This is a genomic window from Trinickia camelliae, assembly GCF_053525655.1.
In genome coordinates, this window is the sequence record NZ_JBCHAA010000006.1 from 200,130 (window position 1) to 226,556 (window position 26,427).

General features: G+C 63.9%; 24 protein-coding genes. 14 read left to right on the top strand and 10 right to left on the bottom strand.

Annotation, left to right across the window (positions count from 1 at the left end):
* The first annotated feature begins 61 nt into the window (after nucleotides 1-61).
* Nucleotides 62-520: a PA2169 family four-helix-bundle protein gene (locus AAHK20_RS12790; RefSeq protein ID WP_449181822.1), complete on the top strand. Its 459-nt coding sequence runs from the start codon at nucleotides 62-64 to the stop codon at nucleotides 518-520.
* Between the two features lie 221 nt (nucleotides 521-741).
* Nucleotides 742-2,247, top strand: coding sequence for an RNA polymerase factor sigma-54 (locus AAHK20_RS12795; protein WP_449181824.1), 1,506 nt, complete (start codon nucleotides 742-744; stop codon nucleotides 2,245-2,247).
* 99 nt (nucleotides 2,248-2,346) lie between these two features.
* Here the strand turns inward: AAHK20_RS12795 and otsA are convergent, their stop codons facing one another.
* From otsA to AAHK20_RS12815, 4 genes are all read right to left on the bottom strand, one after another.
* Nucleotides 2,347-3,768, bottom strand: a complete 1,422-nt coding sequence (gene otsA, locus AAHK20_RS12800; RefSeq protein WP_449181825.1) for an alpha,alpha-trehalose-phosphate synthase (UDP-forming) — start codon at nucleotides 3,766-3,768, stop codon at nucleotides 2,347-2,349.
* Nucleotides 3,769-3,958: 190 nt separating this feature from the next.
* Nucleotides 3,959-4,177 (bottom strand): hypothetical protein, encoded by a 219-nt coding sequence (locus AAHK20_RS12805; protein WP_449181826.1) that lies wholly within the window; start codon nucleotides 4,175-4,177, stop codon nucleotides 3,959-3,961.
* A gap of 352 nt (nucleotides 4,178-4,529) precedes the next feature.
* Nucleotides 4,530-5,951 carry a sigma-54-dependent transcriptional regulator gene (locus tag AAHK20_RS12810; protein WP_449181827.1) on the bottom strand — a complete coding sequence of 474 codons (1,422 nt, stop codon included), beginning with the start codon at nucleotides 5,949-5,951 and terminating at the stop codon, nucleotides 4,530-4,532.
* A gap of 187 nt (nucleotides 5,952-6,138) precedes the next feature.
* The gene (locus tag AAHK20_RS12815; RefSeq protein ID WP_449181828.1) at nucleotides 6,139-6,402 is read right to left on the bottom strand and encodes a hypothetical protein; all 264 of its coding nucleotides are present in this window, start codon (nucleotides 6,400-6,402) and stop codon (nucleotides 6,139-6,141) included.
* A 411-nt stretch (nucleotides 6,403-6,813) separates the two neighbouring features.
* On the opposite strand from AAHK20_RS12815, the gene AAHK20_RS12820 reads away from it, so the two are divergent.
* The 3 genes from AAHK20_RS12820 (at nucleotide 6,814) to AAHK20_RS12830 (ending at nucleotide 9,232) form a co-directional block, all read left to right on the top strand.
* On the top strand, nucleotides 6,814-7,875 hold the full coding sequence (locus AAHK20_RS12820; RefSeq protein ID WP_449181829.1) for a sigma-54 interaction domain-containing protein: 1,062 nt from the start codon (nucleotides 6,814-6,816) through the stop codon (nucleotides 7,873-7,875).
* A gap of 356 nt (nucleotides 7,876-8,231) precedes the next feature.
* Nucleotides 8,232-8,732 (top strand): hypothetical protein, encoded by a 501-nt coding sequence (locus tag AAHK20_RS12825; protein WP_449181946.1) that lies wholly within the window; start codon nucleotides 8,232-8,234, stop codon nucleotides 8,730-8,732.
* A complete protein-coding gene (locus AAHK20_RS12830; protein ID WP_449181830.1) occupies nucleotides 8,729-9,232 on the top strand; it encodes a hypothetical protein in 504 nt (167 codons plus the stop codon). Before AAHK20_RS12825 ends, AAHK20_RS12830 begins: the two co-directional genes overlap by 4 nt.
* A 31-nt stretch (nucleotides 9,233-9,263) precedes the next feature.
* On the opposite strand, the gene AAHK20_RS12835 is transcribed toward AAHK20_RS12830, so the two are convergent.
* Both AAHK20_RS12835 and AAHK20_RS12840 read right to left on the bottom strand, forming a co-directional pair.
* Nucleotides 9,264-10,610: an ABC transporter ATP-binding protein gene (locus tag AAHK20_RS12835; protein WP_449181831.1), complete on the bottom strand. Its 1,347-nt coding sequence runs from the start codon at nucleotides 10,608-10,610 to the stop codon at nucleotides 9,264-9,266.
* 58 nt (nucleotides 10,611-10,668) lie between these two features.
* Nucleotides 10,669-12,423: an ABC transporter permease gene (locus AAHK20_RS12840; RefSeq protein WP_449181832.1), complete on the bottom strand. Its 1,755-nt coding sequence runs from the start codon at nucleotides 12,421-12,423 to the stop codon at nucleotides 10,669-10,671.
* Between the two features lie 529 nt (nucleotides 12,424-12,952).
* Here AAHK20_RS12840 and AAHK20_RS12845 point away from each other — a divergent pair.
* Nucleotides 12,953-14,632 (top strand): sensor domain-containing diguanylate cyclase, encoded by a 1,680-nt coding sequence (locus AAHK20_RS12845; protein WP_449181833.1) that lies wholly within the window; start codon nucleotides 12,953-12,955, stop codon nucleotides 14,630-14,632.
* A gap of 142 nt (nucleotides 14,633-14,774) precedes the next feature.
* Nucleotides 14,775-15,041 carry a double-stranded DNA-specific endonuclease gene (locus AAHK20_RS12850; RefSeq protein WP_449181834.1) on the top strand — a complete coding sequence of 89 codons (267 nt, stop codon included), beginning with the start codon at nucleotides 14,775-14,777 and terminating at the stop codon, nucleotides 15,039-15,041.
* Between the two features lie 55 nt (nucleotides 15,042-15,096).
* On the opposite strand, the gene AAHK20_RS12855 is transcribed toward AAHK20_RS12850, so the two are convergent.
* A complete protein-coding gene (locus tag AAHK20_RS12855) occupies nucleotides 15,097-16,410 on the bottom strand; it encodes an ATP-binding protein (protein ID WP_449181835.1) in 1,314 nt (437 codons plus the stop codon).
* A complete protein-coding gene (locus AAHK20_RS12860) occupies nucleotides 16,394-17,116 on the bottom strand; it encodes a response regulator (protein ID WP_137331465.1) in 723 nt (240 codons plus the stop codon). The genes AAHK20_RS12855 and AAHK20_RS12860 overlap by 17 nt, the downstream gene beginning before the upstream one ends.
* Nucleotides 17,117-17,341: 225 nt before the next feature.
* On the opposite strand from AAHK20_RS12860, the gene AAHK20_RS12865 reads away from it, so the two are divergent.
* The 5 genes from AAHK20_RS12865 (at nucleotide 17,342) to AAHK20_RS12885 (ending at nucleotide 22,314) form a co-directional block, all read left to right on the top strand.
* A complete protein-coding gene (locus AAHK20_RS12865; RefSeq protein ID WP_449181836.1) occupies nucleotides 17,342-17,875 on the top strand; it encodes a Spy/CpxP family protein refolding chaperone in 534 nt (177 codons plus the stop codon).
* Between the two features lie 523 nt (nucleotides 17,876-18,398).
* A complete protein-coding gene (locus tag AAHK20_RS12870; protein WP_449181837.1) occupies nucleotides 18,399-19,088 on the top strand; it encodes an ABC transporter permease in 690 nt (229 codons plus the stop codon).
* A gap of 20 nt (nucleotides 19,089-19,108) precedes the next feature.
* The gene (locus tag AAHK20_RS12875) at nucleotides 19,109-19,822 is read left to right on the top strand and encodes an ABC transporter permease (RefSeq protein WP_449181838.1); all 714 of its coding nucleotides are present in this window, start codon (nucleotides 19,109-19,111) and stop codon (nucleotides 19,820-19,822) included.
* 10 nt (nucleotides 19,823-19,832) lie between these two features.
* Nucleotides 19,833-20,612 carry an ABC transporter ATP-binding protein gene (locus AAHK20_RS12880; protein ID WP_449181839.1) on the top strand — a complete coding sequence of 260 codons (780 nt, stop codon included), beginning with the start codon at nucleotides 19,833-19,835 and terminating at the stop codon, nucleotides 20,610-20,612.
* Nucleotides 20,613-21,201: 589 nt separating this feature from the next.
* Nucleotides 21,202-22,314, top strand: coding sequence for a porin (locus AAHK20_RS12885; RefSeq protein WP_449181840.1), 1,113 nt, complete (start codon nucleotides 21,202-21,204; stop codon nucleotides 22,312-22,314).
* Between the two features lie 188 nt (nucleotides 22,315-22,502).
* Here AAHK20_RS12885 and AAHK20_RS12890 read toward each other — a convergent pair whose 3' ends face one another.
* Nucleotides 22,503-22,841 (bottom strand): P-II family nitrogen regulator, encoded by a 339-nt coding sequence (locus AAHK20_RS12890; RefSeq protein WP_121280827.1) that lies wholly within the window; start codon nucleotides 22,839-22,841, stop codon nucleotides 22,503-22,505.
* Nucleotides 22,842-22,954: 113 nt separating this feature from the next.
* Nucleotides 22,955-24,652 (bottom strand): NAD+ synthase, encoded by a 1,698-nt coding sequence (locus tag AAHK20_RS12895; protein WP_449181841.1) that lies wholly within the window; start codon nucleotides 24,650-24,652, stop codon nucleotides 22,955-22,957.
* Nucleotides 24,653-24,798: 146 nt separating this feature from the next.
* On the opposite strand from AAHK20_RS12895, the gene AAHK20_RS12900 reads away from it, so the two are divergent.
* Both AAHK20_RS12900 and AAHK20_RS12905 read left to right on the top strand, forming a co-directional pair.
* Nucleotides 24,799-25,968 (top strand): GNAT family N-acetyltransferase, encoded by a 1,170-nt coding sequence (locus AAHK20_RS12900; protein WP_449181842.1) that lies wholly within the window; start codon nucleotides 24,799-24,801, stop codon nucleotides 25,966-25,968.
* Between the two features lie 33 nt (nucleotides 25,969-26,001).
* Complete coding sequence (locus AAHK20_RS12905) at nucleotides 26,002-26,322, top strand: GIY-YIG nuclease family protein (protein WP_449181843.1); 321 nt, start codon at nucleotides 26,002-26,004, stop codon at nucleotides 26,320-26,322.
* The last annotated feature ends 105 nt before the right edge of the window (nucleotides 26,323-26,427 follow it).

Below are 26,427 nucleotides of genomic sequence, written 5' to 3' on the forward strand. Positions count from 1 at the left end.
TGCATGACCTCACAACCGCCCCCGACGCGCTTCGCGCGTCATTACGCCTGAGGAGGCCCCTATGTCAACTAACGTCATTGCGGTGCTGAACGATCTCACGGAAACGTCGAAGGACGGCGAACGCGAATTTCACAAAGCCGCCGAAGCAACCCGCGACCAGCAACTCAAACTCTTGTTTTCGAGCCGCGCCAACGACTGCACGCGGGCCGCGCGCGAATTGCAGGACCTCGTGCGGGGAATGGGCGGCAGGCCGGAGAACCATGGGTCGATGGGCGGCGCGCTGCATCGCGGCTGGCTCGGCGTAAAGACCGTCGTCTCCGGCCGCAGCGATGAAGCGATCCTCAACGAATGCGAGCGCGGTGAAGACACCGCCGAGCACCACTACCGGATGGCGCTCGATGCGGAGCTGCCGGCCGACGTCAGGCAAGTCGTCGAACGGCAATATCAAGGCGTGCGCGAAAATCACGATCGCCTGCGCTCACTGCGCAGCCAGCATGGCAGCGGGATGATGAAGCCGTAGCCCTCGACCGCGATCGAGCCCTTTCACAACACGGCGGCCGCTCCGAATCGGGCGGCCGCTTTTTTCGCACGAAATTCACCGCACTTTTGCGGGCACGTTGTAAAAAGTGCGCTTCGGACGCGCTTGCTGAAATCGAAAACCCCTGCAAATCAGCAGGTTGAGCAAACTGGTACGGCCATTGCAGGACAGGAGCGAACCTTGCTAACGACGGGACGCTCAACATGCCACCTATTCTCGAACTCCATCACAAGCAGCACGTCGCGCTGACACCGCGTCTGCAACAATCGGTGCGCCTCTTGCAGTTGTCTTCGCTCGAATTCGAACAGGAAGTGCGGCAAGCGCTCGACACGAATCCATTCCTCGAACTCGAGGAGCCTTCGACGGAGGAGGCCGAGCCCGCCGCCGATGGCAACGCGGACGTCCACCCCGGCTATGAAGCCGATGCGGCGGCTGCGGCCCCCGCTCCAGCCGAAATGACGCCCGAGGGCGCAGAAGCCGCCGGCGATGCCTCGCTGGACCAGCACGCGGACCGGCCCGCAGGCGACTCCGGCGACGTGGGCGAGTTCGCCACCGACTGGTCGACGCGCGCGAACACGCGGCACAACGGCGATGCCGACGATGTCGACCCCGGCACCTGGGCGCATGCGCAACCGACGATGCACGAGCAGATGCATAGCTTCTTGAACGTGTATCCGTTGAACGAGCGCGACCGCGTCGCCGCCCAGATCATCATCGAAGCGCTCGACGACGACGGCTATCTGCGCGATCCGCTCGATGAACTCACCGAGGTGTGCGAAGCCGATCCGCCGCTGACCGAAGAGGAACTGCGCGTCGCGGTGCGGCTCGTGCAGACGCTCGACAAACCGGGTGTGGGCGCCCGCTCGCTGTCGGAATGCTTGAGCCTGCAATTGCAGGCGATGCCCGACGACACGCCAGGCCGCGCGCTCGCGCTGGAAATCGCCGAACACCACCTCGAACGCCTCGCGCGCCGCGAGCACGCCGAGCTGCAAAAGCAGACGGGCTGCTCGGCCGAAGAGCTGCGCGTCGCATGCATGCTCGTGCGGCGGCTCGACCCAAAGCCCGGCGAAGCGTACGCGCATCCCGCCGACAACTACGTCGTGCCGGACGTGATCGTGCGGCAGGTGAAGCATCAGTGGGTCGTCGCGATCAATCCGGCCGTGTTGCCGCGCGCGCGCATCCACCGCGTGTACGCGGAGATGTTCGCGCAGGCCACGAGCACGAACGCCTCGCCGCTCGGCCAGCAGCTTCAGGAAGCGCGCTGGCTGCTGCGCAACGCCGAGCAGCGCTTCACGACGATCCAGCGCGTCGCCGAGTGCATCGTCGCGCATCAGAAGGCGTTCTTCGACTATGGCGAGATCGCGCTCAAGCCGCTCGTGCTGCGCGAAGTGGCCGACGAGCTCGGCCTGCACGAATCGACGGTCTCGCGCGCGTCGAGCAACAAGTACATGGCGACGCCGCGCGGCATCTTCGAATTCCGCCACTTCTTCCCGCGCAAGCTCGCGACCGAAACCGGCGGACGCTGCTCGGCCGCGGCGGTGCGCGCGTTGATCAAGGAGTTGATCGCCCAGGAGGACGTGCACGATCCGCTCTCCGACGTGAGCCTCGCGAAGCTGCTCGCGCAGGAAGGGATGATCGTCGCGCGGCGCACGGTCGCGAAGTATCGGAATCTGATGAAGGTGCCGCCTGCGCAGTTGCGGCAGCGGTGATCGCTCGCCGACGCGAGGGCGACGTAAAAAGCAAAGCGCAGACAAAGAGCGGGGGCGCCGCCCGAAAGGCGGTGCCCCCTTTCAAATCGAATCGCTAGATCACGCGGCGATATTCGCGAACTTCACTGCGTTGCGCGTCACCGTCGCGGCCGTCGCGACTCGCCCGAGATCAGCGAGGAACGCATCGCGCCACTTCGAGAGATCCATCTCGCGCAGCGGCCCCATCATGTCGGCGTGACGCGCCTGCCGCTCTTCGAGCGGCATCGACAGCGCCCGCTCGAGTGCCTCGGCCGTCTGCGACAAATCGAACGGATTCACGACGAGCGCACCCGGCAGCTGCTCCGCCGCACCCGCGAATTGCGACAGCACGAGAACGCCCGGGTCTGCCGGGTCCTGCGACGCAACGTACTCCTTCGCAACGAGATTCATGCCGTCGCGCAGCGGCGTCACGTAGCCGACCTGCGACATCCGGAACAGCGCCATCAGCAGATTGCGCTCGTACTTGCGGTTGAGGTACTGAATCGGCGTCCAGTCGAGCTGCGCGAAGCGTCCATTGATGCGCCCCGCCTCGCCTTCGAGGTTCTGCCGGATGCGCTGATACGTTTGCACGTCAGAGCGCGTCGGCGGCGCGACCTGCACGAGCGACACGCGCCCATGCCAGCCCGGCGCATTGAGCAGGAACCGCTCGAACGCCTGGAAGCGCTCGACGAGCCCCTTCGAATAATCGAGCCGGTCGACGCTCATGATCACCCGGCGGCCGCGCATCGCGTCGCGCAGCGCCCTGACCGGTTTGCGGTCCGCGAACTGCTGCGCGGCTTGGGCAATCGCGTCCGGATAAACGCCGATCGGATAGGCCGCGACCTTGAACATATGACCGTGTGCGTGGACCATGCCGCCCTCGCTCACGTGGCCGAAATGCCCGCGCTCGATGTAGTCGACGAACGACTGCCGGTCCGAGTCGGTCTGGAAACCGACCACGTCATAGGCGCACATGCTTTTCACGAGTTCTTCGTGGGGCGGCACGGTGCGCAGCATCTCGGGAACCGGAAACGGAATGTGCAGGAAAAAGCCGATCGGATTGGCGACACCCAACTCGCGCAGGCACTGCGCAAACGGCAGCAAGTGATAGTCGTGGACCCAGACGATGTCGTCGGGCTTGAGGAGCGCTTTCAGCTGCTTCGCGAGCATCGCGTTGACGCGCAGATAGCCCGCGTATTCCTGCCGGTCGTAGCGCGCGAGGTCCGTGCGATAGTGGAACGCAGGCCACAGCGTCGCGTTCGAAAAGCCTCGGTAGTACTGGTCGTAGTCGCGGCGCGAGAGCCCGACCGTCGCGTATGTCACATTGCCCTGCTTTTCAATGACGGGCTCACCCGCCTCGCCGACGATCTCACCGCTCCATCCGAACCAGACCCCACCGGTTTCCTTCAACGCGTCGAGAACGCCAATAGCCAAACCTCCCGCTGCGGGCCGGCCCTCCTGCGTCGGCGCAACGCGATTCGATACCACGATTAGTCTGCTCATTACGGCTACACCTCTTCGGTTGTCATGGCATGAGCGAAGCTTTCACCTCGTTCGAAGGAGAGCCTACGCAAGCCGCGTGCCTTATGTCTCTGAGCGTGTCGAAAAAGTTGTATGAAAATGCAACGCGCACGACGGCGCCCGCGCGGCGTCGTGCGGACAAAGATGCGATGAAAGGCGTACCGCAAAAAACTTAGGCGTCCTGCTCGGAACCGAGGTCGCGCTGATAGTCGATGCCTTCCTGGCGCACGCCGCCCTGGTTGTGATCCCCGTCCGGCGGGGCGTTGGGCGCGGGCCGATTTTGCGAGGCGGGATCGTGCGATGGCTGGGGCGGCGCGCTGCCGCCCGGACTGCTGCGCATTTCGCGCTTCTGAGCATGGCGCGCGGAGCGCCGCAAGGCTGGGTGTCTCATGTGATGCCTCCGACGAAAGGAAGGCGAGCGCCCCAAGCGGGGATATCAACCAATTAGTCTAGACGCTGGCAGGAAATTCGCGCGGTAACAATTTCGCGATTTTTGTAACCTGTACATTGCAGCGCGGCGCGCGGCTGGTACGTCATCCCTGCGTTTCAAACGCGGCGCTTCCCGACGATCTCGCGGCCGGTTTCACTTCGGGCCATGGGGGTGGATCGCCGATCGGCGGCGCGGGAGGCTCGGGCGGCTCTTGCGGATGCGGCGGCTCGGGCTCCGGCGTGTGCAAGCGCAAAGCGTCGAATTCAAACGCACGCATCGAACCCTCCCGCCCGGCCGCCTGTGACCGGTCCGCTTACACCGACGCACCCGGCGTACCCGCCTCGCCCGCCGTCGCCGATGCCTCGCCGGCCTCTGCTGCTGCAGCCGCCTTCGCGTCGTCGCCGTATTCGACGAGCCGGTTGTAGAGCGTCTTCAAGCTGATGCCGAGGATCTCCGCCGCGCGCGTCTTCACGCCGCCGCACTGCTCGAGCGTCGCGAGTATCAGTTGCCGGTCCGCGTCCGCGAGCGAGGTGCCGAACGCAATCGTGACGGCCGTGCCTGTCGACGGCTTCGACAGCGAGATCTGCAGCGGCACCGTCGCCGTGGTATCGGAACCGGTGCTTGCCATGATGTACGCGCGCTGCACGTAGTTCTTCAGTTCGCGCACGTTCCCGGCCCACGGATACGACGACATCATCTCCTTCACAGCCGGCGGAAACTGCTTCTTCGTGCCATGACGATCGTTCAGCTCATCGAGAAACGCTTGCGCGAGCAGACCGACATCGCCGCCGCGATCGCGCAGCGGCGGCAAGCTGATCGGAAACACGTTGAGCCGGTGATACAGGTCCAGACGCAGCTTGCCTTCGAGCACCGCCTCTTCCGGATCGCGGTTGGTCGCCGCGATCACGCGCACGTCGGTCTCGATCTCCTTGGTCGTGCCCACGCGCATGAAGGCGCCCGTCTCCAGTACGCGCAACAGCTTGACCTGCAGCTCGGCCGGCATCTCGGTGATTTCGTCGAGAAACAGCGTGCCGCCGTTCGCGCGCTCGAAATAGCCCTTGTGCTGACGGTCCGCGCCCGTGAACGAGCCGCGCTCGTGGCCGAACATTTCCGATTCGATGAGGTTCGGCGAGATCGCGCCGCAGTTGACCGCCAGAAACGCATGCTTGCGCCGCAGGCTCAGCTCGTGCAGCGTCTGGGCGGCGACCTCCTTGCCGGTGCCCGATTCGCCGACGAGCAGCACCGACGCCGCCGTCGGCGCGACGCGGCCGATCTGGTCATAGACCTCCTGCATCACAGGCGAGCTGCCGAGCATCAAGCCGAAGCGCCCCATCCTGCGCAGCTCGCCGCGCAGCGTGCCGATCTGCGCCTTGAGGTCGCCCGGGCGCGGCAGGCGCTCGAGAATCGCCTTCACGCGCTGCATGTTGACCGGCTTGACGAGGTAGTCGGCCGCGCCCATTTTCAGCGCGCTGACCGCGGATTCCACCGTTGCATGACCAGTGATGACGATGATCTCGACGCCCGAGCGCGGATCGAGATCCTCGAACAGATCGACGCCGCTGCCGTCAGGCAGCTTCAGATCGGTGAACACGACATCCGGCGTCTGCCGCACGAGCTGGATGCGCGCTTCGCGCAGGTCGCCCGCGGTAGCCGTCGTCAGACCGTCCGCGCCGATGATCTCCGCGAGCGCGTCGCGGGTGTTCGGGTCGTCGTCGACAATCAGTACATGAGGCATTGTGGGTCGAATGCTTCCAGTAGGGTTATCTTCACAACAATACGAGCGGCAAGCGCCGCTTTCGAGTCCCATTGTTGCACGTCAAAGCCAAATGCACCGAAATGAAACGTTTTGATACGTATTGCGGGCGGATCGACGCGCCGCCGGCTCACCGGCGGCTCAGGGCGCTCGACGCACGCCTCGCCGCTCAGCCGTGCGGGAAATGCCAGACGCCGGGCTCATTGCCGCCGTCCGCACGGCCGTTGGCCTGATCGGCCTTCTCCGGCTTCGGAGACATCGGCAAAGGCGCGGTCTGGGTCGACGCGGCCACCGCTCCGCCCTCGTTTTCCCAGCGGTTCAGGTCCTGCACGAGCCGCGTCTGCGAGGCGCGGTGCTTCTGTGACCAATGCCAGGCGAGCATGCCGCCCACGGCGACGAGCGCGCCGAAAATGCCGATTCTGGGGCGAGCCATGGGAGTCCCCCTGATCTGTTTGTCCTGATGCACGAACCACGGACGCCCGCACGATGTTGCCGGACGCCGCCTCTGAATGCCGCGGATGCGAGCCGTCCTATCGCTTTTCAAGCATAGCGGCCCGACGCACGCGACGACCGCATGAGGGCCGAATCAACCGATATTCCGGCCGCCGCACAGCCCCCGTCTTGTCCCTATCTTGAAATCGGAGTGCCGCGGGCGCGATGAGTTCCGAAAAATTGCAATCTCAACAATCAGCACATTTCATGCCTGCAGAAATTACATCGAGGGCCGCAGCGAGCATGGTTAAATAGCCTTTTCGCGATAGCAGATCGAGATCGAAACGAGCAGCGCACGCCCATGCACCGCGCGCACTTCGACGGTCGAACTCGCCTCTGCGGGACAACTCACATGTCGGCATCAAGCGACCCCGATACGACGGCGGAAACGCCCGACGATAGCGGCACGCAAGCGCCCGAGAAGCGCGCGTCGCGCAAGACCTCCAGCCTCGAGTGCTACGGCAGTTTGTACGGCTCGTCGCCTGCGATGCGGGAACTCTACGAGCAAATCGAACGCGTGGCGGCCACCGACGCCACCGCCTTGATCGTCGGCGAATCCGGCACTGGCAAGGAACTGATCGCGCGCACGATCCACGAGCGCAGCGCGCGCAAGGACGCGCCGTTCGTCGCGGTGAATTGCGGCGCGATCCCCGACAACCTGATCGAAGCGGAGCTGTTCGGCCACGAGCGCGGTAGCTTCACGGGCGCCGTGCAGGGCCGCGCGGGCTACTTCGAGCATGCGAACGGCGGCACGCTGTTTCTCGACGAAGTGACCGAGATGGCGCCGATACGGCAGGTGAAACTGCTGCGCGCACTGGAGACCGGCACGTTCTTTCGCGTCGGCGGCACCGACGAACTGCAAAGCGACGTGCGCGTGATCGCCGCGACCAATCGCGATCCGCTCGTCGCCGTCAAGGAACATGGCTTGCGCGAAGACCTGATGTACCGGCTCGCCGTATTTCCGCTGCGCGCGCCGCCGTTGCGCGAGCGCGAAGGCGACCGCGAATTGCTCGCGCAGCATTTTCTCGACGAGATGAACGCGCAGGAAAACACCAGCAAGGTGTTCAGCAAGCGCGCGCTCGACACGCTGCGCACCTACTCGTGGCCCGGCAACGTGCGCGAGATGAAGAACGCTGTCTATCGCGCGTTCATCCTCGCGGAGAAGACGATCGAGATCGAACACCCGCGGCTCGCGGCGCGTGCGAAGAAGGCCGTCACGCAGGGCGACGCGATGAGCGTCTGGGTCGGCACGCCGCTCGCCGACGCGCAAAAGCAAATCATCCTCGGCACGCTGAAGTTTTGCGGTGGCGACAAGCGGCGCGCCGCCAAGGCGCTCGGCGTGAGTCTCAAGACTTTGTACAACCGGCTCGGTTCGTACGAGGACGACGAAGACACGCCTGCCAGCGAAGAATAAGACGAGGGCCTGTTCACATTGATGAAAGGCCCCGACCTCGTCTCGAATTCAATTGCGTGACATCACTCAACGACACCGCTCGCGTGTCTAAGCGATAATCGCGCCCCGCACACGCGCCCGCGCGGCAATAGCGCCAAGCACAAAACACGTTCGAACGCCGCAAAATTTGCAATCCTTTGCATTTCTGTTTTGCCAATTACAAATTCGATCGTTCACAATGCGCGTGCGCCCGCGCGGCGCATGCGCGCCGAGCACGCGCGAGCCGGCGCAAAGCAAGCAATAAACCGCAATAGAAGGAAAGAAGAATGTCACCCTTGCCCCGCTTCCTCTGGCGCTGCAAAGCGCCATTGACCGCCATGCTCTTGCTGACGGGGGCATCGATGTTAAGCGGCTGCAGCTCGCTCTACTACCAAGGCGCTACGGCCGGGGCCGGTATCGGCGGCGCGGCGATCGCCGCGAAGGTCACGAACAACGCCGCGGTGGCAACCGGTATCGGCCTTGGCGCTGTCGCGGGTGCGCAGGCCGGCGTCAAATACACGCAGCGCGTCGCGCACGCGTTCGCGCAGGACCAGATCGCGCAGGCGGCCGGTCCGCTCGATGTCGGCGGGGTGGCATCGTGGTCGGTTTCGCACTCGGTTCCGATTGAAGACGACGAGCGCGGACGCGTCACCGTCAGCCGCACGATCAGCAGCGGCACGCTCGATTGCAAGGAAATCGTGTTCTCGGTCGACACCGCCGCGACCAAAGACCAAGCGGCGCAAAGCGCCTTCTACGTCGCCTCGATCTGCCGCGACGGCAACGCGTGGAAGTGGGCCTCGGCCGAGCCGGCCACCGGCCGCTGGGGTGCACTGCAATGAGCGTGCGTCTGATCGTTGCCGGCGCGGCGCTTGCGGCGAGCGCGCTTCTCCTGGCCGGCTGTCAGTCGATCGGCGCGGCAAGCGGCGCGGTGGCGGGTGTCGCCACCGGCGCCGTGACCGCGAACCCGGCGGTGGGCATCGGCGTCGGCATCGCGGTGCAGGCGGCCACCGACGAAGCGGTCAACCGCACCATGAAGCGCTTGCATCAGGATCAGCAGGATGCGATTGCGTCGCTCGTCGGCGTCACGCCGGTCGATGGCACGCAGACTTGGCGCGTCAAGCATCGGCTGCCGGTCGAGAACGGTCACGGCCGGATTCGCGTGACCCGTGCGTTCGCTTCGGCGCTCGCGCTCTGCAAGGATTTCGTGTTCTCGGTCGCGGACGGCGACGACTCCGACGCGCATGAAGACTGGTACACGGCCACCGCGTGTCAGGCGCCGCAGGGATGGAAGTGGGCGTCGGCGGAGCCAGCTGTGGATCGGTGGGGCAACTTGCAATAAGGACCGGGGTCAAGCCCCGGCCTGCGCGCCATCAAGTTTCCACGTCTTCCAGGCTGAAAATTTCCGACTGGTCGTTGTACGAGAAGATCTCGCCATAACGGCCCCAGTTGATGACCGCGTCGAGCGTTTCTTCAGCGGCCTGGTCCGACAGAAAATCTTCCAGCTCCTGCTCGAAACGCACGCGCGGCGCGCGATGCCCCGGACGCTCGTTGAGCACCTTCTTGATACGCGCGGCGAGCGGCACGTGCCGCAACAGATGCTCGGCGAACATCATCTTGCGCTCCTGCGTGCCGAACTCGGCGAACACGCGCGCGGGCGGCGTGAGGAAGATGTCGCCTTCGCGCATGTCAGCGAAACCCAGATGCTGCAGCACTTCCGCGATCGGAAAGAGATCGTCCACTTCGAGGTGCAGCGAGCGCGCGATTTCCGGCATGTCCGCGCGGCCGTGATACGGCGCCGCGGCCAGCGTCTCGATCAGACCCGCCATCAGGTTGGTCGACACCTCAGGCAGCCAGCTCCCCAGTTCGAGCCCCTTCTTGGCCGTTTCGTCGGTGCGGCGCGCGGTCATCTTCGCGTAGATGTCGTCGACGAGGCGTCGGAACGCCGGGTCCAGACGGTTGCGCGGATGCTTGAACGGCACTTTGATCTCGGCGATCACTTTGCCCGGGTTCGACGACAGCACCAGGATGCGGTCGCACATGAACACCGCTTCCTCGATGTTGTGCGTGACGATCAGCACGGATTTGATCGGCAGACGGCCTTGCGTCCACAGATCGAGCAAGTCGGTACGCAGCGTTTCGGCGGTCAGCACGTCGAGCGCGGAGAACGGCTCGTCCATCAAGAGCAGCGTCGGGTCGACGACCAGCGCGCGCGCAAAGCCCACGCGCTGACGCATGCCGCCCGACAGCTCGCGCGGATAGGCGTTTTCGAAGCCGTCGAGACCGATCAGGTCGATCGCGGCGAGGGCGCGCTCGCGGCGCTCGCGCGCACCGACGCCTTGCGCTTCCAGCCCCGCTTCCACGTTCTGCAGCACGGTGAGCCACGGAAACAGCGCGAATGTCTGGAACACCATCGCGACGCCTTTGGCCGGACCGTCGAGCGGCTTGCCAAGGTAGTCGACGTGGCCGTCGGTCGGCTGAATCAAGCCAGCGATGATGCGCAGGAGCGTCGATTTGCCCGAACCCGAGCGGCCCAGCAGCCCGACGATCTCGCCGTCATGCAGCGTCAGATTCACGTCGTCGAGCACCAGCAGTTCGCCTTGCGCCTTGTCGAAGCCTCGGCATACGTCCTTGACGTTCAGGATCTCGCGGCCAGCGTCCCGGGAAACGGCCGGCGCCTGCGCCGGCGTAGCAGCTACAGCATCTTTGGAATTTTGCATCGCGCGTTACTCTTGGTTTCGCTAACTACGTTTCAGATGAGGTGTCGGACGAGGCCGATCAATCGAGCCGGAGCTTGGATTCGGCATATCGGAACATCGGACGCCACAACGTGCGGTTGAACAGCGTGACGAACAACGACATCACCGCGATGCCCAGGATGATCTTCGGGAAGTCGCCTGCGGCCGTAGTCTGCGCGATATAGGCGCCGAGACCGTGCGCCTGGACCTTGATGTCGCCCCATTGCACGAACTCGGAGACGATGCTGGCATTCCATGCGCCGCCTGATGCGGTGATCGCGCCGGTCACGTAGTACGGGAAGATGCCGGGCAGCATCGCCTGGCGCCACCATTGCCATCCGCGAATGCGGAAATTGGTGGCCGCTTCCTTGTAGTCGTTCGGATAGGCGGTCGCGCCGGCAATCACGTTGAACAGGATATACCACTGCGTGCCGAGCACGATCAGCGGCGACAGCCAGATATCCGGGTTCAGATTGAACTTCACGATCACGATCACGAACACCGGGAACAGCAGGTTCGCCGGGAACGCGGCGAGGAACTGCGCGAGCGGCTGGATCTTTTCGGCAAGCGCCGGACGCAGCCCGATCAGCACGCCGAGCGGCACCCAGATCACCGACGCAATCGCGATCAGCAACAGCACGCGGAGCAGCGTGATGAGCCCGAGCCCGAACACGTGCTCGACCTCGCTCATCGTGACGCCGGTGCTCACGTACGCGATCACGCGATAAACCACATACACCGTGCCCAGCAGCACGACGATGCTCCAGATGATGTCGCCGATGCGCGACGGCCCCTTCTCGAGCTTGGGCACGGGAAAACGCACACCGCTCATGGAGGGCAGACGGAATCTCAAACGCGCCGTGCGCGCCAGCATCCAGCCGGCCGGCACCAGCAACTGATGAATGAGGCGCGTGCGGCGCACCAGATCGAGCAGCCACGATTCCGGCGCATTGCCCGAGCTGGTGGTTTCCATGCGGAACTTGTCGGCCCATGCGACGAGCGGACGGAACAGCAATTGGTCATAGGCGAGGATCACGATCGTCATCGTCAGAATCACCCAGCCGATCGCCGTGAGGTTCTTGTCCGAGATCGCCTGCGCGAGATAGGCGCCGATGCCCGGCAGCGTGATCGTGTTGTTGCCGACGGTGATCGCCTCCGACGCCACCACGAAGAACCACCCGCCCGACATCGACATCATCATGTTCCAGATGAGCCCCGGCATCGAGAACGGCACTTCGAGCTTCCAGAAGCGTTGCCAGCCGGTCAGATGGAAACCGCGCGAGACTTCGTCCAGATCGCGCGGCACGGTCGTCAGCGACTGATAGAAGCTGAACGTCATGTTCCAAGCCTGACTCGTGAAGATCGCGAAGATCGCCGCGCATTCGGCGCCGGCCACGCGGGTCGGGAACAGCGCGATGAAGAACGTGACCGTAAACGAGATGTAGCCGAGCACCGGCACCGATTGCAGGATGTCCAGAATCGGAATCAGCACCTTCTCCGCGCGGCGGCTTTTCGCCGCGAGCGTGCCGTAGATCAGCGTGAACAGCAGCGACGCCACCATTGCCGCCAGCATGCGCAGCGTCGTGCGCAGCGCGTATTCCGGCAGGTTCGACGGATCGGTCGAGATCACCTGGGTCTTGAGCGTCGAAATCGGCTCCATCGTCTGATGGAAGCCGATCGCGGCCATCGCGATCAGGCAGATGATCAGCGGGAAGGCCACGAAGTCCCAGCGATTGGGCAAGAGCCGCCACGCCGACGCATTGGCGGTCCGATTCAGGTTGAAGCCGAAGTCCATCAGGCGCCCTCCGCGGCAAGAAACATTGAACGGTCCGCGGCCGGCGAGCCGGCTCCTAAGCGGAAGATCGCATGCGAATGGCGTATGGCGTGAGCGTCACGCCAGTCAAAAGGTCGATTCGGAAAGCGATATGAGGACATGACAAGAAGCATGAGTGCGGTATTTCGTTGACTGCTAAGGCGCTGTAGTCAGCAAGCGCTACCCCCGGCGGCGGCGCATTTCAATGCGCTCGAAGGCTGACTGGCTTTCCTGCTTTTTGACGGCACGACACTACTACAACCTAGGTTTCACGCACAACCTTTCGGCGCCGGATGGTGCAAAAACGCTGCCCGCTGTTGTATATGGGCATGACGCCGCCCGCCAGTTAGAATTTCGAGATGTCGCGTCCAAGGTATGCCCCGCGCAACCCATCGAGCCGCGACAGCAGGCCCAACTCCCGCCACCCAGGTGCCACGGCACCAGCCGGCGCGTCCTGCACCGCAACCCAACCCGCTAACCGCACGCAACTGTCAGACGGATCCGAGAGTCGATGAACCACCCCACCCTGCGCCGGGCGATCGCGCTGTCGAGCCTCATGATCGTCGCGCTCGCCTGCTGGATCGTCGCGGGACTGGTGGCCGATCAGATGGGTGAGCGCGAACTCGACGACGCCATCGTCACGCAGCGGCAGATCTCGTCGGCCGCCGCAGACAACATGGCGCAGATGATTGCAAGCGATCTGGCGATGGCGCGTGCAATTCCCGAAACCATCGCCGAAATGCGCATGATTCAGCACACACTGTCTCAGGCGCAGAATTATGCCGCGAAGCGCCCCGCCATGGAACCCGAGTTGCGCGAGACGCTATCGAAAGACCCGCAACTCGCCGGTATCAGCGACTTTCTGCACAACGCCCAGGGCTTCTCCGGTCTCGACAACATCTGGCTCGTCAATACGGAGGGCCTTTGCGTGGCTTCGAGCAACGCCGCAATGGCGGGCTCGTTCGTCGGCCGCGACATGAAAGCGCGCGCGTATCTGGAGGAGGCACTGCTCGGCGGCTTCACGCAGGCGTATGGCGTCGGCCGCAACAGCGGCGAGCCCGGGATATTCATCGCGTCGCCCGTGTATAACGACGGCGAGCTCGTCGGGGCCATCGTCGCCAAGCTCGGCATCGCGCGGCTGCACCACTGGGTCGCGCACCCGGGCACGTTCATCGCCGACGAGAACGGCGTCATCATCATGGCGCACGACAGCGCGGTGGCCGGCCGCGCGCTGCCCCATGCACGGGTCGAGACGATGAGCGCCGACGAGCGCAAGAACATCTATATGCGCACCGATTTTCCGGAATTCGGCGTGCAGCCGCTCGCCTCGCAAGTCGCGCACGATGCGCCCTGGGTGCCGGGCGCGCTTGCCAGACAGATCGTCGAGCTGCCCGGCACGCATACGCCTTCGCTGTACGAGATGCGCGGCGGGCTCAACTCCGGGCTCTCGGCTCACCTCGTCGATCCGGTCATTTCGTGGCCCGAACTGCTGCGCAACCATCGCAACATGCATTTGCTCGTGTTCGTGCTGCTGGCCGGCTCGATCATGCTCGCCTATCTGATCGGCGCGTCGTACCTGCGCGAAAAACGCCACCACCGCGCCGCCCGCCATCTCGCCGACCAGCTCCAGGAAGCCAACTTGCTGCTGTCGGCCGAGGCGCGCGACGACGCGCTGACGGGCGCGCTCTCGCGCCGCTACTTCCTCGACCTGCTGCAAAAGGAGATCGCCGCGGCGCGCGCGGGCGGCAAGCCGCTGTGCCTCGCGATCGCGGACCTCGACCACTTCAAGCAGATCAACGACCGCTTCGGCCATGCCATCGGCGACCGCGCGCTCGAGCACTTCGTCACGATCTGCCGCCACGAGTTGCGCACGAGCGATGCGATCGGCCGGCTCGGCGGCGAGGAATTCGGCATCGTGCTGCCGGCGACCGCGCTGACAGACGGGCTCGCGGTCGCCCAACGGCTGCACGAGCGGTTGAAGGCCCAGCCGTCGGCCCGGCTGCCGGCCGGCGTCGAGCTGAGCGTGAGCATCGGCATCACCGAACTGTCCGGCGCCGACTTGCCCGAGCGCATCATGAGCCGCGCCGACCTCGCGCTGTACGCGGCGAAATCGGCCGGCCGCGACCGCACCAAAGCCCTTCCTCCCGACGACCCGTCGCCCGCCGGACGCGCCGCGGTCGTCACCTCTTGAGCACGGCGAGCACCGGTCGAACCCGCCGTTTCGCGCCACGAAAAAGCGCGCCCGCAAAAGCCGACATTAAATCGGCACACGGCGGCCTCAAGGTATCATCGACTTTCATACGAAAGTCATTGATCCAACCTGGGAGGTATCCATGAAAGGGAATCTGGTCATCGTCTGCCGGGATCAGGACGCCGCTGCGTTCGACCATCTGCTGGCCGAGTACGGCGCGTTCCAGAGCCGGCTGTCGTCGACGGCGTGGTACCTGAAACTCGACGTGGCGCCTGAAGCGATCCAGGAGGAAATATTGGAGAAGCTCGGCAAGTACACGACGCACTATATCTTCGAGGCCAACAGCGTCACGTACAACACGGTCGACAGCGACGCCGCCGCCGCGCTCAACACGCTGTTCGCCGAATAAACACCCGCCTGCGCGGGCGCATTCGCCGGGTTTTCGTTAGAACAAGCGCCCGCCTCTACCAGACCGCTTCCGATTCCGCTGTCGTGCGCGGCAGCGCTTCGAACGGGAACGTCATCCGCACGCGCAAGCCGCGGCCTTCTTGATTGCCGATCTCGCACACGCCGCCCGCGCGGCGCACGAGTCGCTCCACGATCGCGAGGCCGAGACCGCTGTGCCCGTTGCCGCCGCGCGCCGGGTCGAGCCGAACGAACGGGCGGCTCGCATTGATCAGATCCTGCGGCGCAATCCCCTGACCATGATCGCTGACCGCCAGTGTCCAGCCGGCCGGTGTGCGTGCGGTCTCGACGTGCACGGGCGGGGCGCCATACGCATGCGCGTTTTCAAGTAAATTCGACAAGATCCGGTCGAGCGTCGCGGCGGGCAGCCTGAAACCCGCCCCGGCGGTGAGCTCGGTTTGCACGGTCGGCGCGCCCGTCGACGCCGCCCGATAGCTCCGGGCAAGGCGCTCGCACTGTTCGTCGACCTCGACCGGCTCGCTGCGATCGACGCCGCCGTGGGCAAACACGAGAAATTGATCGACGATGTGCGTCATCGAATCGACGTCGCGCACGACGCCGTCGCGCATCTTCGCCTCTTCCATCATCTCCGCGCGCAGCCTCAGGCGGGCAAGCGGCGTCTTGAGATCGTGCGCGACGCCAGCCAGCATGACCGCGCGATCGTTTTCGGTGCGCGACACTTCCTGCACCATCTGATTGAAGCCGTGCGTCAGCAGGCGCAGCTCGCGCGGCCCGCGCTCCTTCAAGGGCGGCACCGGCTGCCCGCGGCCGAAACGGGTCACTGCCTGCGCGAGCGAGGTCAGCGGCTTTTGCAGCCGCCACGCGACAAACAGCGCGCACATCACCGCCAGCGCAAAGATCGACGACAGCCAGATCAGCATCTGGTCGAATGGCCGCGCCGGACGCAGCGGCTGCACCGGCACGACGATCCAGTCGCGGTCGCCCGCCTCGTGCACCCACAGCTGGGGCGGGCGTCCCACGGCGATCCGGACATCGGAGCCGGTCGGCATGCGTTCGCGTACGTCGTCGGCGAAGCGCTTGAGCGAGCCGGGCAAGTCGGAACTCTCGGGCGGGATGTCGGCGCTCGTCGGATCGACGAGGCGCACGCGCGACGGCAGCGGCTGGTTCGGCGTGAGCTTGACGTGCTGGCGCACGGCGTCGACCAGGAACGTCGCCTCCTCCACGGCATAGCGCGCCTGGAACTGGCTGCGCTCGAAGCGGATCAGCAGGAACCACGCAAAATGCGACAACAGCAGGACGGCGATCACCAGCAGCGCCAGCCGTCCAAACAGCGAATCAATTGGCCGGCGCATTTTGCTCGCCGTCGGGCACGAAGACGTAACCGCGGCCGCGCACGGTCTGGATGAAGCGCGGCGTCGACGGGTCGGTTTCGAGAATGCGGCGCAGACGCCACACCTGCACGTCGATGCCGCGATCGGTGCCGTCGTATTCAGGCCCGTGCAGCAGTTCGAGCAGGCGCTCGCGCGTGAGCGTGCGCATCGGATGATTCACGAAGATCTTCAAGAGCGCGAACTCGCTGCCCGAAAGCGTGAGCGGCTTGCCTTCCATATTCAGCGTGCGCGATTGGAAGTCGAGCTGGAAGCGCCCGAACAAAAACGGCTCGCGCTGCTCGGGCGCCGCCGACGGCACCGTGCGCCGGCGCCGCAGCACCGCCTGCACGCGCGCGAGCAGCTCGCGCGGATTGAACGGCTTGCCGAGGTAGTCGTCGGCGCCAAGTTCGAGGCCGACGATGCGGTCGACGTCGTCCGCCCGCGCGGTCAGCATGATCACGGGAATGTCGTCGCCCGCCGCGCGCAGCTTGCGCAGCGCGGTCAGGCCGTCGACGCCCGGCATCATCAGATCGAGCACGATCAGATCGGGACGCTCGCGCTCGAGGCGCCGCTCGAGCGAGCCGGCGTCGTGCAGCACCGAAACTTCGATGCCCTGTTTGACGAGGTAGTCGCGCAGCAAATCGCGCAGTTCGGAGTCGTCGTCGACGACAAGGATTTGAGTAGCCATGGCACGAAGTTTAACGCGCGCCGCCCACGCATTCGGTGAGCAAACACGCTAATGGGTTACCGGGTATTACTGCCAAAGTCACTCGTAATGTAGCGTAATACGCCCTCTTCATCGCGTAACACGGCGCGCTCGCTGGCTGACTAGCCTATGCCTAACCGATGGCGCGCCGCGTCTCACGTAAGCGGCAAAACGCATCGGCGGCTTATTTATTCTTAGGAGTCTTCGATGAAAAACAAAATCTCGCGCTATCTCGCCGTTGCTGCCGCATCGCTCGCCGTGACGTTCGGCGCCGCTTACGCCGCCCAGGACGGCATGCCGATGGGCGGCCCAGGCGGTTGGCACCATGGCGGCTTCGAAAAGCAACTGAATCAATTGCACACCCAACTGAAGCTCTCGCCAGATCAGGAAAAGCAGTGGCAAGACGCGCTCAACACGATGAAGCAAAACCGTGAGACGCTGCGCGCGAATCACGAGCAGATGCACGAGCAGTTCAAGGCGATGCAGCAGCAGCCGATCCTCGACCTGAACGCGCTGCATGACGCTCACCAGAAGGCGATGCAGCAGGATCAGCAGCTTCACGAACAGACCGCGCAGGCTTGGCTCGCCTTCTACAACGGCCTGAACGACCAGCAAAAAACCATCGTCAGCACGGCGCTCAAGCAGCACTTCGCGAAGATGGAGCAGATGCGCGAGAAGATGCATCAGCGCTGGGAGCAGCATAAGAAGGGCGCGGCATCGGACGCGATGCCTGCGCAGTAAACCACCGGGCTGCTGGGGCGCCCGCTGCGCCTCAGTAATGTCTTGGCCGCGGTCCACCTTCGCCAGCGCCGCGTTGAAGAAAACGCCACGCGCGCATGAAATGCGCCGCGTGGCGTTTTTTTTGGCCGCTTACCTTTGCGCATCGGCGCATTGTCTGTGCTTGCCGATCGATTACATTGCCCTTCGTTTTCGTTTGCGGGCGCCGCTCGGGGTTCGCCGCAGTAGCGCTGCGCGCGGCTTCGGGTAAAATACCGCGCTTTTCGTAGAAGCAATACGACAAGCAGTACGGTCGCCGCAGCACCACCGACAAACGCGCCGTCTTGCCGAAGTACGGCGTAAGCCTTGCGCCTCACGCGCTTTGCCCGCGCCCGATGGCAGCCCCTCACCAGCTGCACGGCGAGACGGTCATGTATTTCACAGCGATGCGCGACAGCCTCGCGCGCCCCCATTCCGCACGGAAGGCGCCAAGCTGTCGGGAATCGCGTCTTTCGCGACGCGCCCGGCGCGCCGTCAAGGACCTCCTATGTCCCTTCAAGGCTATGGCCCGCTGATCCTCGCGGGCACCTGGCAGACCGTCAAGCTGGCGGTCCTTTCGCTCGCCTTCGCCTTTGTGCTGGGCCTGCTCGGCGCAGCGGCGAAATTGTCGAAGAACCGCGTTACCTACGGCGCGGGCGCGCTGTATACGACGCTCGTTCGCGGCGTCCCTGATCTCGTGCTGATGCTGCTGCTCTTCTACAGCATCCAGATCTGGCTGAACAATCTCACCGACCTGCTCGGCTGGGATCAGATCGACATCGATCCGTTCGTGGCCGGCGTGATCGTCCTCGGCTTCATTTACGGCGCGTACTTCACCGAGACTTTCCGCGGCGCGTTCCTTTCTGTGCCGCGCGGCCAGCTCGAAGCGGGCGCCGCGTACGGCATGACGTCTTGGCAGACGTTCGCGCGCATCATGTTCCCGCAGATGATGCGCTTCGCGCTGCCCGGCATCGGCAACAACTGGCAGGTGATGGTCAAGGCGACCGCGCTCGTCTCGATCATCGGCCTGGCCGACGTGGTCAAAGCGTCGCAAGATGCCGGCAAGGGCACGCTGCGCTTTTTCTTCTTCACGCTGCTGGCAGGCGCGATCTATCTCGCCATCACGACGATTTCGAATCTGGTGCTGCTCTGGCTCGAGAAGCGTTACTCGATCGGCGTTCGTAAAGCGGACCTCTAAGCGCAACAGCAGGCGGAACTATGATCGAGCTGATTCAAGAATACTGGCGCAACTATCTATATAGCGACGGCTACCGCTTGACGGGCGTCGTCATCACGCTGTGGCTGCTCGTCGTGTCGATCGGCTTTGGCTTTTGTCTTTCGGTGCCGCTCGCCGTGGCGCGCGTCTCGAAGCGGAAGTGGCTGTCGAGCGCGGTGTGGCTCTATACGTATATCTTCCGCGGCACGCCGCTCTACGTGCAACTGCTGCTTTGCTATACGGGCCTCTACAGCCTCGAAGTCGTCCGCGGCAACGTGCTGCTCAACGACTTCTTCCGCGACGGCATGCACTGCACGCTGCTCGCTTTCACGCTGAACACCTGCGCGTACACCACCGAGATTTTCGCGGGCGCGATCAAGTCGACCGCCTACGGCGAGATCGAGGCGGCGCGCGCGTATGGGATGTCGTCGTTCACGCTGTACCGGCGCGTGATCCTGCCGTCGGCGTTGCGGCGCGCGCTCCCGCTTTACAGCAACGAAGTGATCCTGATGCTTCACGCGACGACCGTCGCTTTCACGGCCACCGTCCCCGACATTCTCAAGATCGCTCGCGACGTGAACTCGGCCACGTATATGTCGTTCCAGGCGTTCGGCATCGCGGCCCTGCTCTACCTTCTCATTTCGTTTGCGCTCGTCGCGCTGTTCCGCCGCGCGGAGAAGCACTGGCTCGCGTATCTGCGTCCGCAGGGCAAGTAAAACCATTTCCATGAATTCCCCGATGCACAAGCTTTTCGTCGACGATCTGCACAAACAATTCGGCAACCACGAGGTGCTCAAAGGCGTTTCGCTCAAGGCGAACGCCGGCGACGTGATCAGCATCATCGGCTCGTCCGGCTCAGGCAAGAGCACGTTCCTTCGCTGCATCAACTTCCTAGAGCAGCCAAATGCCGGGCGCATTTATCTGGACGGCGAAGAAGTCCGCACGCAGAAGGACAAGGCCGGCGCGCTTCGCGTAGCCGACCAGAAGCAGCTGCAGCGCATGCGCACGAAGCTCTCGATGGTGTTCCAGCACTTCAACTTGTGGGCGCATATGAACGTGCTCGAGAACGTGATCGAAGCGCCGGTCCACGTGCTTGGCCTGGCGCGCCGCGAAGCCGAGGAGCGCGCGCGTCAGTATCTGGAGAAGGTGGGACTCGCGCCGCGGGTCGAGAAGCAATATCCGTCGCATTTGTCGGGCGGCCAGCAGCAGCGCGTTGCGATCGCGCGTGCACTCGCCATGAACCCCGACGTGATGCTGTTCGACGAGCCGACTTCGGCGCTCGACCCGGAGCTCGTCGGCGAAGTGCTGAAGGTGATGCAGAAGCTCGCCGAAGAAGGCCGCACGATGATCGTCGTGACCCACGAAATGGGCTTCGCGCGCAACGTGTCGAACCACGTCGTGTTCCTGCACCAAGGACGCATCGAGGAAGAAGGACACCCCAACGAGGTCTTTCAAAACACGAAGAGCGAACGGCTCCGACAATTCTTGTCGGGCAGCCTCAAATAAGAGCTGCATAAAATCCGACTGGACTACTTTTTACAAGGCGCTTTCAGCGCCTTTTATTTTTCCTTCGAATCCCAATAAGTCGTCTTTTAGGCGGCTCCCTCGCGCAAATCACGCGCAATTAGCCGCCTACTCCCGCCTAATTGGGTCGTCAATAGTGAAATTCCTTGACTCATCTGTCTAGGAATCCGACTTCCCTTGTCAGACAAGGATTTTCCGCATCTTCATGAGGTTCGCTGACGCACGCGGACCACACTGGTATTGCAATTTAGAGACACCAGCTAGCCGAACTACGATTTTCTTCGCCACTGAAGTGTATTTTTGCTAAATTAGTAACCAAAGTAGCAAAACAAAGTACTTGAAAAGTAGTTTTACTTCAAAGCGCAGAGGAGACACCGGTCAACGAGGGGATCGGAACTGCGACAGTCAGCTGGCCCACTACACGCGCCCTGCTCGGGGACAACCGCCACACGGCATTGCGCGTCGGCCTTACCGCAGGTCTCCCTGGATATAAAAATTCCCGCCCGGCGTCTCCACGCCGGGCGCTATTCGCAGTAGTGGCTGCATTTTTGACAGGGTAATGGAGGAGATGATGAAGAAAGCTTTGCTCGCCGCGGCGCTCATGTCTGCTGGCGTAGTCGCACACGCACAAAGCAGCGTGACGCTGTACGGGCGCCTCGACGCAGGCATCGAATATATGAGCGGCATTCCGAACAGCACGGGTGGCTCGACGAGCCGCTGGCGCGCGGAAAGCGGCGACTGGGGTACCAGCCTGTGGGGCTTGAAGGGTGCTGAAGACCTGGGCGGCGGCACGAAGGCCGTGTTCCAGTTGGAAGGCTCCTTCAACACGTTCAACGGCAACCTCGGCGGAACCAACCAGATCTGGAATCGCTGGGCGACCATCGGCTTCGCGAACGATCAATTCGGTACCTTCCTGCTCGGCCGCGAACTTTTCATCTCGAACGGCATTTGGGACTTCGACCCGTTCGGTCAGTCGTCCTGGTCGTCGGCTTCGCTCGTGCGTGGCCGCAACTGGCCGCAGTCGAGCAACAACATTTCGTATCAGTCGCCGAAGTGGTACGGCTTTGACGTCTACGGCCAGTATTCGCTGTCGAACGCGACGAACTGGAACGGCAACGGCACGACGACCCAAGGCCGCGAAGCCGGCCTGCAACTGACCTACACGTCGGCGCTCTTCCAGGTTCGCGGCCTCTATGACGAAATCCGCAATCCGCTCAACGGTCAGCTGAACGGCGATGCTACCGGCAGCGCGAACCCGGTGGCGAGCGGCGCGTACAACTACGGCCGCGACTACATGGCGATGGTCAACGTGTTCCTCGGCCAGTTCAAGGTGCAAGGCGGCTACGAGGCGCTTCGTACGTCAGGCTCCAAGCTCACGACGGCCGCGACCTCGGTCGACCACGAATGGGGCGGCGTGACGTGGCAGGCGACGCCGGCGGCCGCGCTGATTGCGGCTGTCTATCACGCCAATGCGAACAACGGCGGCGGCAACGGGACGATGTACACGATCGGCGGTTCGTACAACCTGTCCAAGCGCACGCTGCTCGACCTCCAGGTCGCGACGATTCGCAACAGCAACAACTCGACCCTCAGCCTGGAAGCAAACGGCATTGGCAACTCTGACAACCCGCTGTCGGGTCACAGCCAGACCGGCGTGTACGCAGGTATCCAGCACTCGTTCTAATCGAACGGTGTAATCAGAACAGTTTCAACACAAGTTTCACGCTGCTGCGAGAGGCGCGTATCGGTGCGGTGTCCGGAAGGGCGTCGCACCGTTTTTTCATTTTGGGCGCAAAAAAACCGGCGTGACGCCGGTATAGCTGCAAATCAAGCCGCGCCGCGCACCGGCAGCGCGACCTTCAAAGTCCCATCTCAAACAGCCGCTTCGTTCTCTTCGCCGGTCCGGATGCGGATCACGCGCTCGACATCCGTCACGAAGATCTTCCCGTCGCCGATCTTGCCGGTGCGCGCCGCGCCGATGATCGCGTCGATCACCTGATCGCATTGCGCGCTCGCCACCACCACCTCGATCTTCACCTTCGGCAGGAAGTCGACGACATATTCGGCGCCCCGGTACAGCTCCGTGTGACCTTTCTGGCGCCCGAAGCCCTTGACTTCGGTGACGGTCAGCCCCGTCAGCCCGACCTCCGCGAGCGCCTCGCGCACTTCGTCGAGCTTGAACGGTTTGATGATGGCGGTGATGCGTTTCATGGCGTGCCTCGCTAGCGTTTGGAGAGAGAGATGGGTTCGATTCTACGCCGCGCCGGGTGCATCGCGATCCGCACAATGGGCGCGAATGCACACGGCGCGTGTCGCCGCTTCGGTCATTCGATGGGTTCGTGGTAGCGCGACGTGATCGGATAGCGCCAATCGCGGCCGAACGCGCGGTGCGTCACGCGAATGCCGATCGGCGCCTGACGGCGCTTGTATTCGTTGATCTTGATGAGGCGCGTGACGCGCTTCACGTCGTCGGCCGCGAAGCCGGCGGCGACGATCTCGCCGAGCGATTTGTCCTCTTCCATGTAGAGCCGCATGATTTCGTCGAGCACGTCGTACGGCGGCAGGCTGTCCTGGTCGGTCTGGTTCTCGCGCAATTCGGCCGACGGTGCGCGAGTCAGGATCCGCTCGGGGATGATGTCGCGCTTCTCGAACGTGGTTGCCGCATTGCGGTAATGGCAGAGACGGTAGACGAGCGTCTTCGCGATGTCCTTGATGACCGCGAAGCCGCCTGCCATGTCACCGTAGAGCGTGCAGTAGCCAACGGCCATCTCGCTCTTGTTGCCCGTGGTCAGCACGATCGAGCCGAATTTGTTCGACAGCGCCATCAAGAGCGTGCCGCGGATGCGCGCCTGGATGTTCTCTTCCGTCGCGTCTTCCGCGCGGCCTTCGAACTCCTTCGCGAGCGAGCCGCGGAACGCATCGAACATCGGCGCAATGGCGATTTCGTCGTAACGCACGCCGACGCGGCGCGCCATGTCGGCGGCGTCGGTCGTGGAAATGTCGGCCGTGTAGCGCGACGGCATCATCACGGCGCGCACGCGGTCGGCGCCGAGCGCATCGCAGGCCACGGCCAGCACGAGAGCCGAATCGACGCCGCCCGACAGCCCGATGATCGCCCCCGGAAAGCCGTTCTTGCCAATGTAGTCGCGCACACCCATGACGAGCGCCGCGTAGACCTGCGCTTCGAGCGGCTGCTCAGGCGCGATCTCGCCCTTCACGGGCGTGGCGCCCTCGAACTCGACGATCGCATGGCCTTCGACGAATTGCGGCATCTTCGCGACCATTTCGCCCTGCGCGTCGAGCACGAACGAACCGCCGTCGAACACGAGCTCGTCCTGCGCGCCGACCATGTTCACGTAGATCATCGGCAGGCCGGTCTCGGCGATCCGCGCGCGCAGGATATCGACGCGCACCGCCTCCTTGTTCAAGTGATACGGCGAGCCGTTCGGGATCACGATGACCTGCGCGCCCGCCGCCTTCGCGAGTTGCGCCGCCGACGCGTGCCACGCGTCCTCGCAGATCACGACGCCGTACTTGACGCCATCGAGCGTGAACACGAACGGCGTCGGATTGGCGGCGAAATAGCGTTTTTCGTCGAACACCTCGGTGTTCGGCAGTTCCTGCTTCACATACGTGCCGACGATCTTGCCGTCGACGATCAGCGACGCGGCGTTGTACGTATCGACGGGCGGCAGGCCGCGCTCGATGGGCCGGTTTGCATTACCATGGCCGTTCGTGTCGCTCGCGGCTTCCCGATGCGGGTGGCCGACGATCACGTGCAAGCCCGCGAACGGCTTGAGCTGAACGGCGAGATCGGCCAGCGCAGCGGCGCTCGCGGCGTAGAACGCGGGGCGCAGCAGCAGGTCTTCCGGCGGATAGCCGGAGAGCGCGAGCTCAGGAGCGACAAGCAGCTTCGCTCCGTCGTCGTGGGCCGCGCGCGCGGCGGCGACGATCTTCGCGACGTTGCCGGCGAAGTCGCCGACAGTGACATTGATTTGAGCAAGTGCGATTCGGGTTTTCATGTCGGTACGTGCAGGGCCGCCCCAAACGTGCCGACCGCCCCCTCGGGGGGCAGCGAACGCAGAGAGCATGGGGGTGGTCTCATTCAGGGTCGATAGCTGGGCCCGGCTTGAGCCGCATCGCCGGACCACGTGGAACAGTCACACCGTTGAAACAAGAACGCTTCGATTATCGCATGGGCCTTCTCGCGTCTCCTCTCGAGGTCGACGCGGCGGAGTGGAACGGCCTGCTCGCGCTTCAGGCGCAGCCTACGCCGTTTCTCAGGCACGAATTCCTCGCCGCGCTGACCACGACGCAGTGCGCGAGCGAGCACGCGGGCTGGGCGCCGCGCTTCGTCACACTGACCGACACGCGCACCGGCCGGCTCGCGGCCGCGTCGCCGCTGTATCTGAAGAGCCACTCGTACGGCGAATACGTGTTCGACTGGGCCTGGGCCGACGCGTATCAGCGCAACGGGCTCGCGTACTATCCGAAGCTCGTCTGCGCGGTGCCGTTCACGCCGGTGCAGGGCAGCCGGATGCTCGCCGCCGACGCAACCGCGCAGCGCCAGCTTGCGGCCACGCTCGTTGCGCTCGCCAAGCAGATGGACGTGTCGTCGCTGCACGTGCTGTTCCCAACCGAAATCGAAACGCGCGCGCTGACCGATCTCGGCATGATGCAGCGTGAAGGCATCCAGTTTCACTGGCTCAACGACGGCTACCGCGATTTCGACGATTTCCTCTCGACGCTCGAACAGAAAAAGCGCAAGAACATCCGCGCGGAACGCCGCAAGGTGCGCGAAGCGGGCATCACGTTCCGGCGCGTGCGCGGCGAAGACGCCACCGACGCCGACTGGCGCTTCTTCAGCAAGTGCTACCGGCAGACGTACCGCGAGCACTTCTCGTCGCCCTATCTGAATCTCGACTTTTTCCGGCGGATCGGCGAAACGATGCCGGAGAACCTGCTGCTCGTCATCGCCGAATTCGAAGGCAAGCCGATTGCGAGCTCGCTCGTCGTCTACGAGCGCAACGAAGCGACCGGGGGCACGCTCTACGGCCGCTACTGGGGCGCGCTCGAACACGTGCCGTGCCTGCACTTCGAGACCGCGTATTACCAGCCGCTCGAATTCTGCATCGAAGAAAAGCTCGACCGCTTCGAAGGCGGCGCGCAGGGCGAGCACAAGATGGCGCGCGGCTTTCTGCCGACGATCACGCGTTCCGCGCACTGGCTCGCGCATCCGGCGTTCGAGGATGCCGTGGGGCGCTTTCTCGCCAACGAGGCGAATCTGATCCACGCGCATGTCCACGAATTGCGCGAGCACAATCCTTTCAAGACTTGATGGCGACTGCGCCATCGTTCTCACCACTTCACGATGCCCTGGTTTCTCTACATGCTCGAATGCTCGGATGGCAGCGTCTATACGGGCATCGCTGTCGACGTCGCTGCGCGTTTCGACAAGCACGCAAGCGGCATAGGCGCACGCTATACGCGCTCGCGCAAACCGGTGGCGATCCTCGCTTCGTTCGAAGTCGGCGACCGGTCGAGCGCATTGCGCGCCGAATATTGGGTCAAGCGGCTTGCACCCGGCAAAAAGCGCGAACTGGCGGCGGGCGTGTTCACGCTCGAATCGGTGCTGCCGCCTCCGCCTCCTTTGCCGCCTGACGAAGACGACGCGCAACCCGAAGCGTCCTGATCGGCGGCATGCCCATGAAAAAACCGCGCGACCCTTGCGGGTTCACGCGGTTTTTTTGCGTCTGCTTTGGGCTTTCGCAACGCGGGCTTAACAACGCCTAACGCC

Excerpts from the sequence above, each read along its gene's own strand:
- AAHK20_RS12845 (WP_449181833.1), top strand. The coding sequence starts at position 12,953 with ATGAACCACCCCACCCTGCGCCGGGCGATCGCGCTGTCGAGCCTCATG.
- AAHK20_RS12885 (WP_449181840.1), top strand. The coding sequence starts at position 21,202 with ATGAAGAAAGCTTTGCTCGCCGCGGCGCTCATGTCTGCTGGCGTAGTC.
- AAHK20_RS12850 (WP_449181834.1), top strand. The coding sequence starts at position 14,775 with ATGAAAGGGAATCTGGTCATCGTCTGCCGGGATCAGGACGCCGCTGCG.
- AAHK20_RS12840 (WP_449181832.1), bottom strand. The coding sequence starts at position 12,423 with ATGGACTTCGGCTTCAACCTGAATCGGACCGCCAATGCGTCGGCGTGG.
- AAHK20_RS12815 (WP_449181828.1), bottom strand. The coding sequence starts at position 6,402 with ATGGCTCGCCCCAGAATCGGCATTTTCGGCGCGCTCGTCGCCGTGGGC.
- AAHK20_RS12835 (WP_449181831.1), bottom strand. The coding sequence starts at position 10,610 with ATGCAAAATTCCAAAGATGCTGTAGCTGCTACGCCGGCGCAGGCGCCG.
- AAHK20_RS12870 (WP_449181837.1), top strand. The coding sequence starts at position 18,399 with ATGTCCCTTCAAGGCTATGGCCCGCTGATCCTCGCGGGCACCTGGCAG.
- AAHK20_RS12890 (WP_121280827.1), bottom strand. The coding sequence starts at position 22,841 with ATGAAACGCATCACCGCCATCATCAAACCGTTCAAGCTCGACGAAGTG.
- AAHK20_RS12855 (WP_449181835.1), bottom strand. The coding sequence starts at position 16,410 with ATGCGCCGGCCAATTGATTCGCTGTTTGGACGGCTGGCGCTGCTGGTG.
- AAHK20_RS12865 (WP_449181836.1), top strand. The coding sequence starts at position 17,342 with ATGAAAAACAAAATCTCGCGCTATCTCGCCGTTGCTGCCGCATCGCTC.
- AAHK20_RS12875 (WP_449181838.1), top strand. The coding sequence starts at position 19,109 with ATGATCGAGCTGATTCAAGAATACTGGCGCAACTATCTATATAGCGAC.
- AAHK20_RS12820 (WP_449181829.1), top strand. The coding sequence starts at position 6,814 with ATGTCGGCATCAAGCGACCCCGATACGACGGCGGAAACGCCCGACGAT.
- otsA (WP_449181825.1), bottom strand. The coding sequence starts at position 3,768 with ATGAGCAGACTAATCGTGGTATCGAATCGCGTTGCGCCGACGCAGGAG.
- AAHK20_RS12830 (WP_449181830.1), top strand. The coding sequence starts at position 8,729 with ATGAGCGTGCGTCTGATCGTTGCCGGCGCGGCGCTTGCGGCGAGCGCG.
- AAHK20_RS12790 (WP_449181822.1), top strand. The coding sequence starts at position 62 with ATGTCAACTAACGTCATTGCGGTGCTGAACGATCTCACGGAAACGTCG.
- AAHK20_RS12825 (WP_449181946.1), top strand. The coding sequence starts at position 8,232 with ATGCTCTTGCTGACGGGGGCATCGATGTTAAGCGGCTGCAGCTCGCTC.
- AAHK20_RS12810 (WP_449181827.1), bottom strand. The coding sequence starts at position 5,951 with ATGCCTCATGTACTGATTGTCGACGACGACCCGAACACCCGCGACGCG.
- AAHK20_RS12905 (WP_449181843.1), top strand. The coding sequence starts at position 26,002 with ATGCCCTGGTTTCTCTACATGCTCGAATGCTCGGATGGCAGCGTCTAT.
- AAHK20_RS12805 (WP_449181826.1), bottom strand. The coding sequence starts at position 4,177 with ATGAGACACCCAGCCTTGCGGCGCTCCGCGCGCCATGCTCAGAAGCGC.
- AAHK20_RS12895 (WP_449181841.1), bottom strand. The coding sequence starts at position 24,652 with ATGAAAACCCGAATCGCACTTGCTCAAATCAATGTCACTGTCGGCGAC.
- AAHK20_RS12795 (WP_449181824.1), top strand. The coding sequence starts at position 742 with ATGCCACCTATTCTCGAACTCCATCACAAGCAGCACGTCGCGCTGACA.
- AAHK20_RS12860 (WP_137331465.1), bottom strand. The coding sequence starts at position 17,116 with ATGGCTACTCAAATCCTTGTCGTCGACGACGACTCCGAACTGCGCGAT.
- AAHK20_RS12880 (WP_449181839.1), top strand. The coding sequence starts at position 19,833 with ATGAATTCCCCGATGCACAAGCTTTTCGTCGACGATCTGCACAAACAA.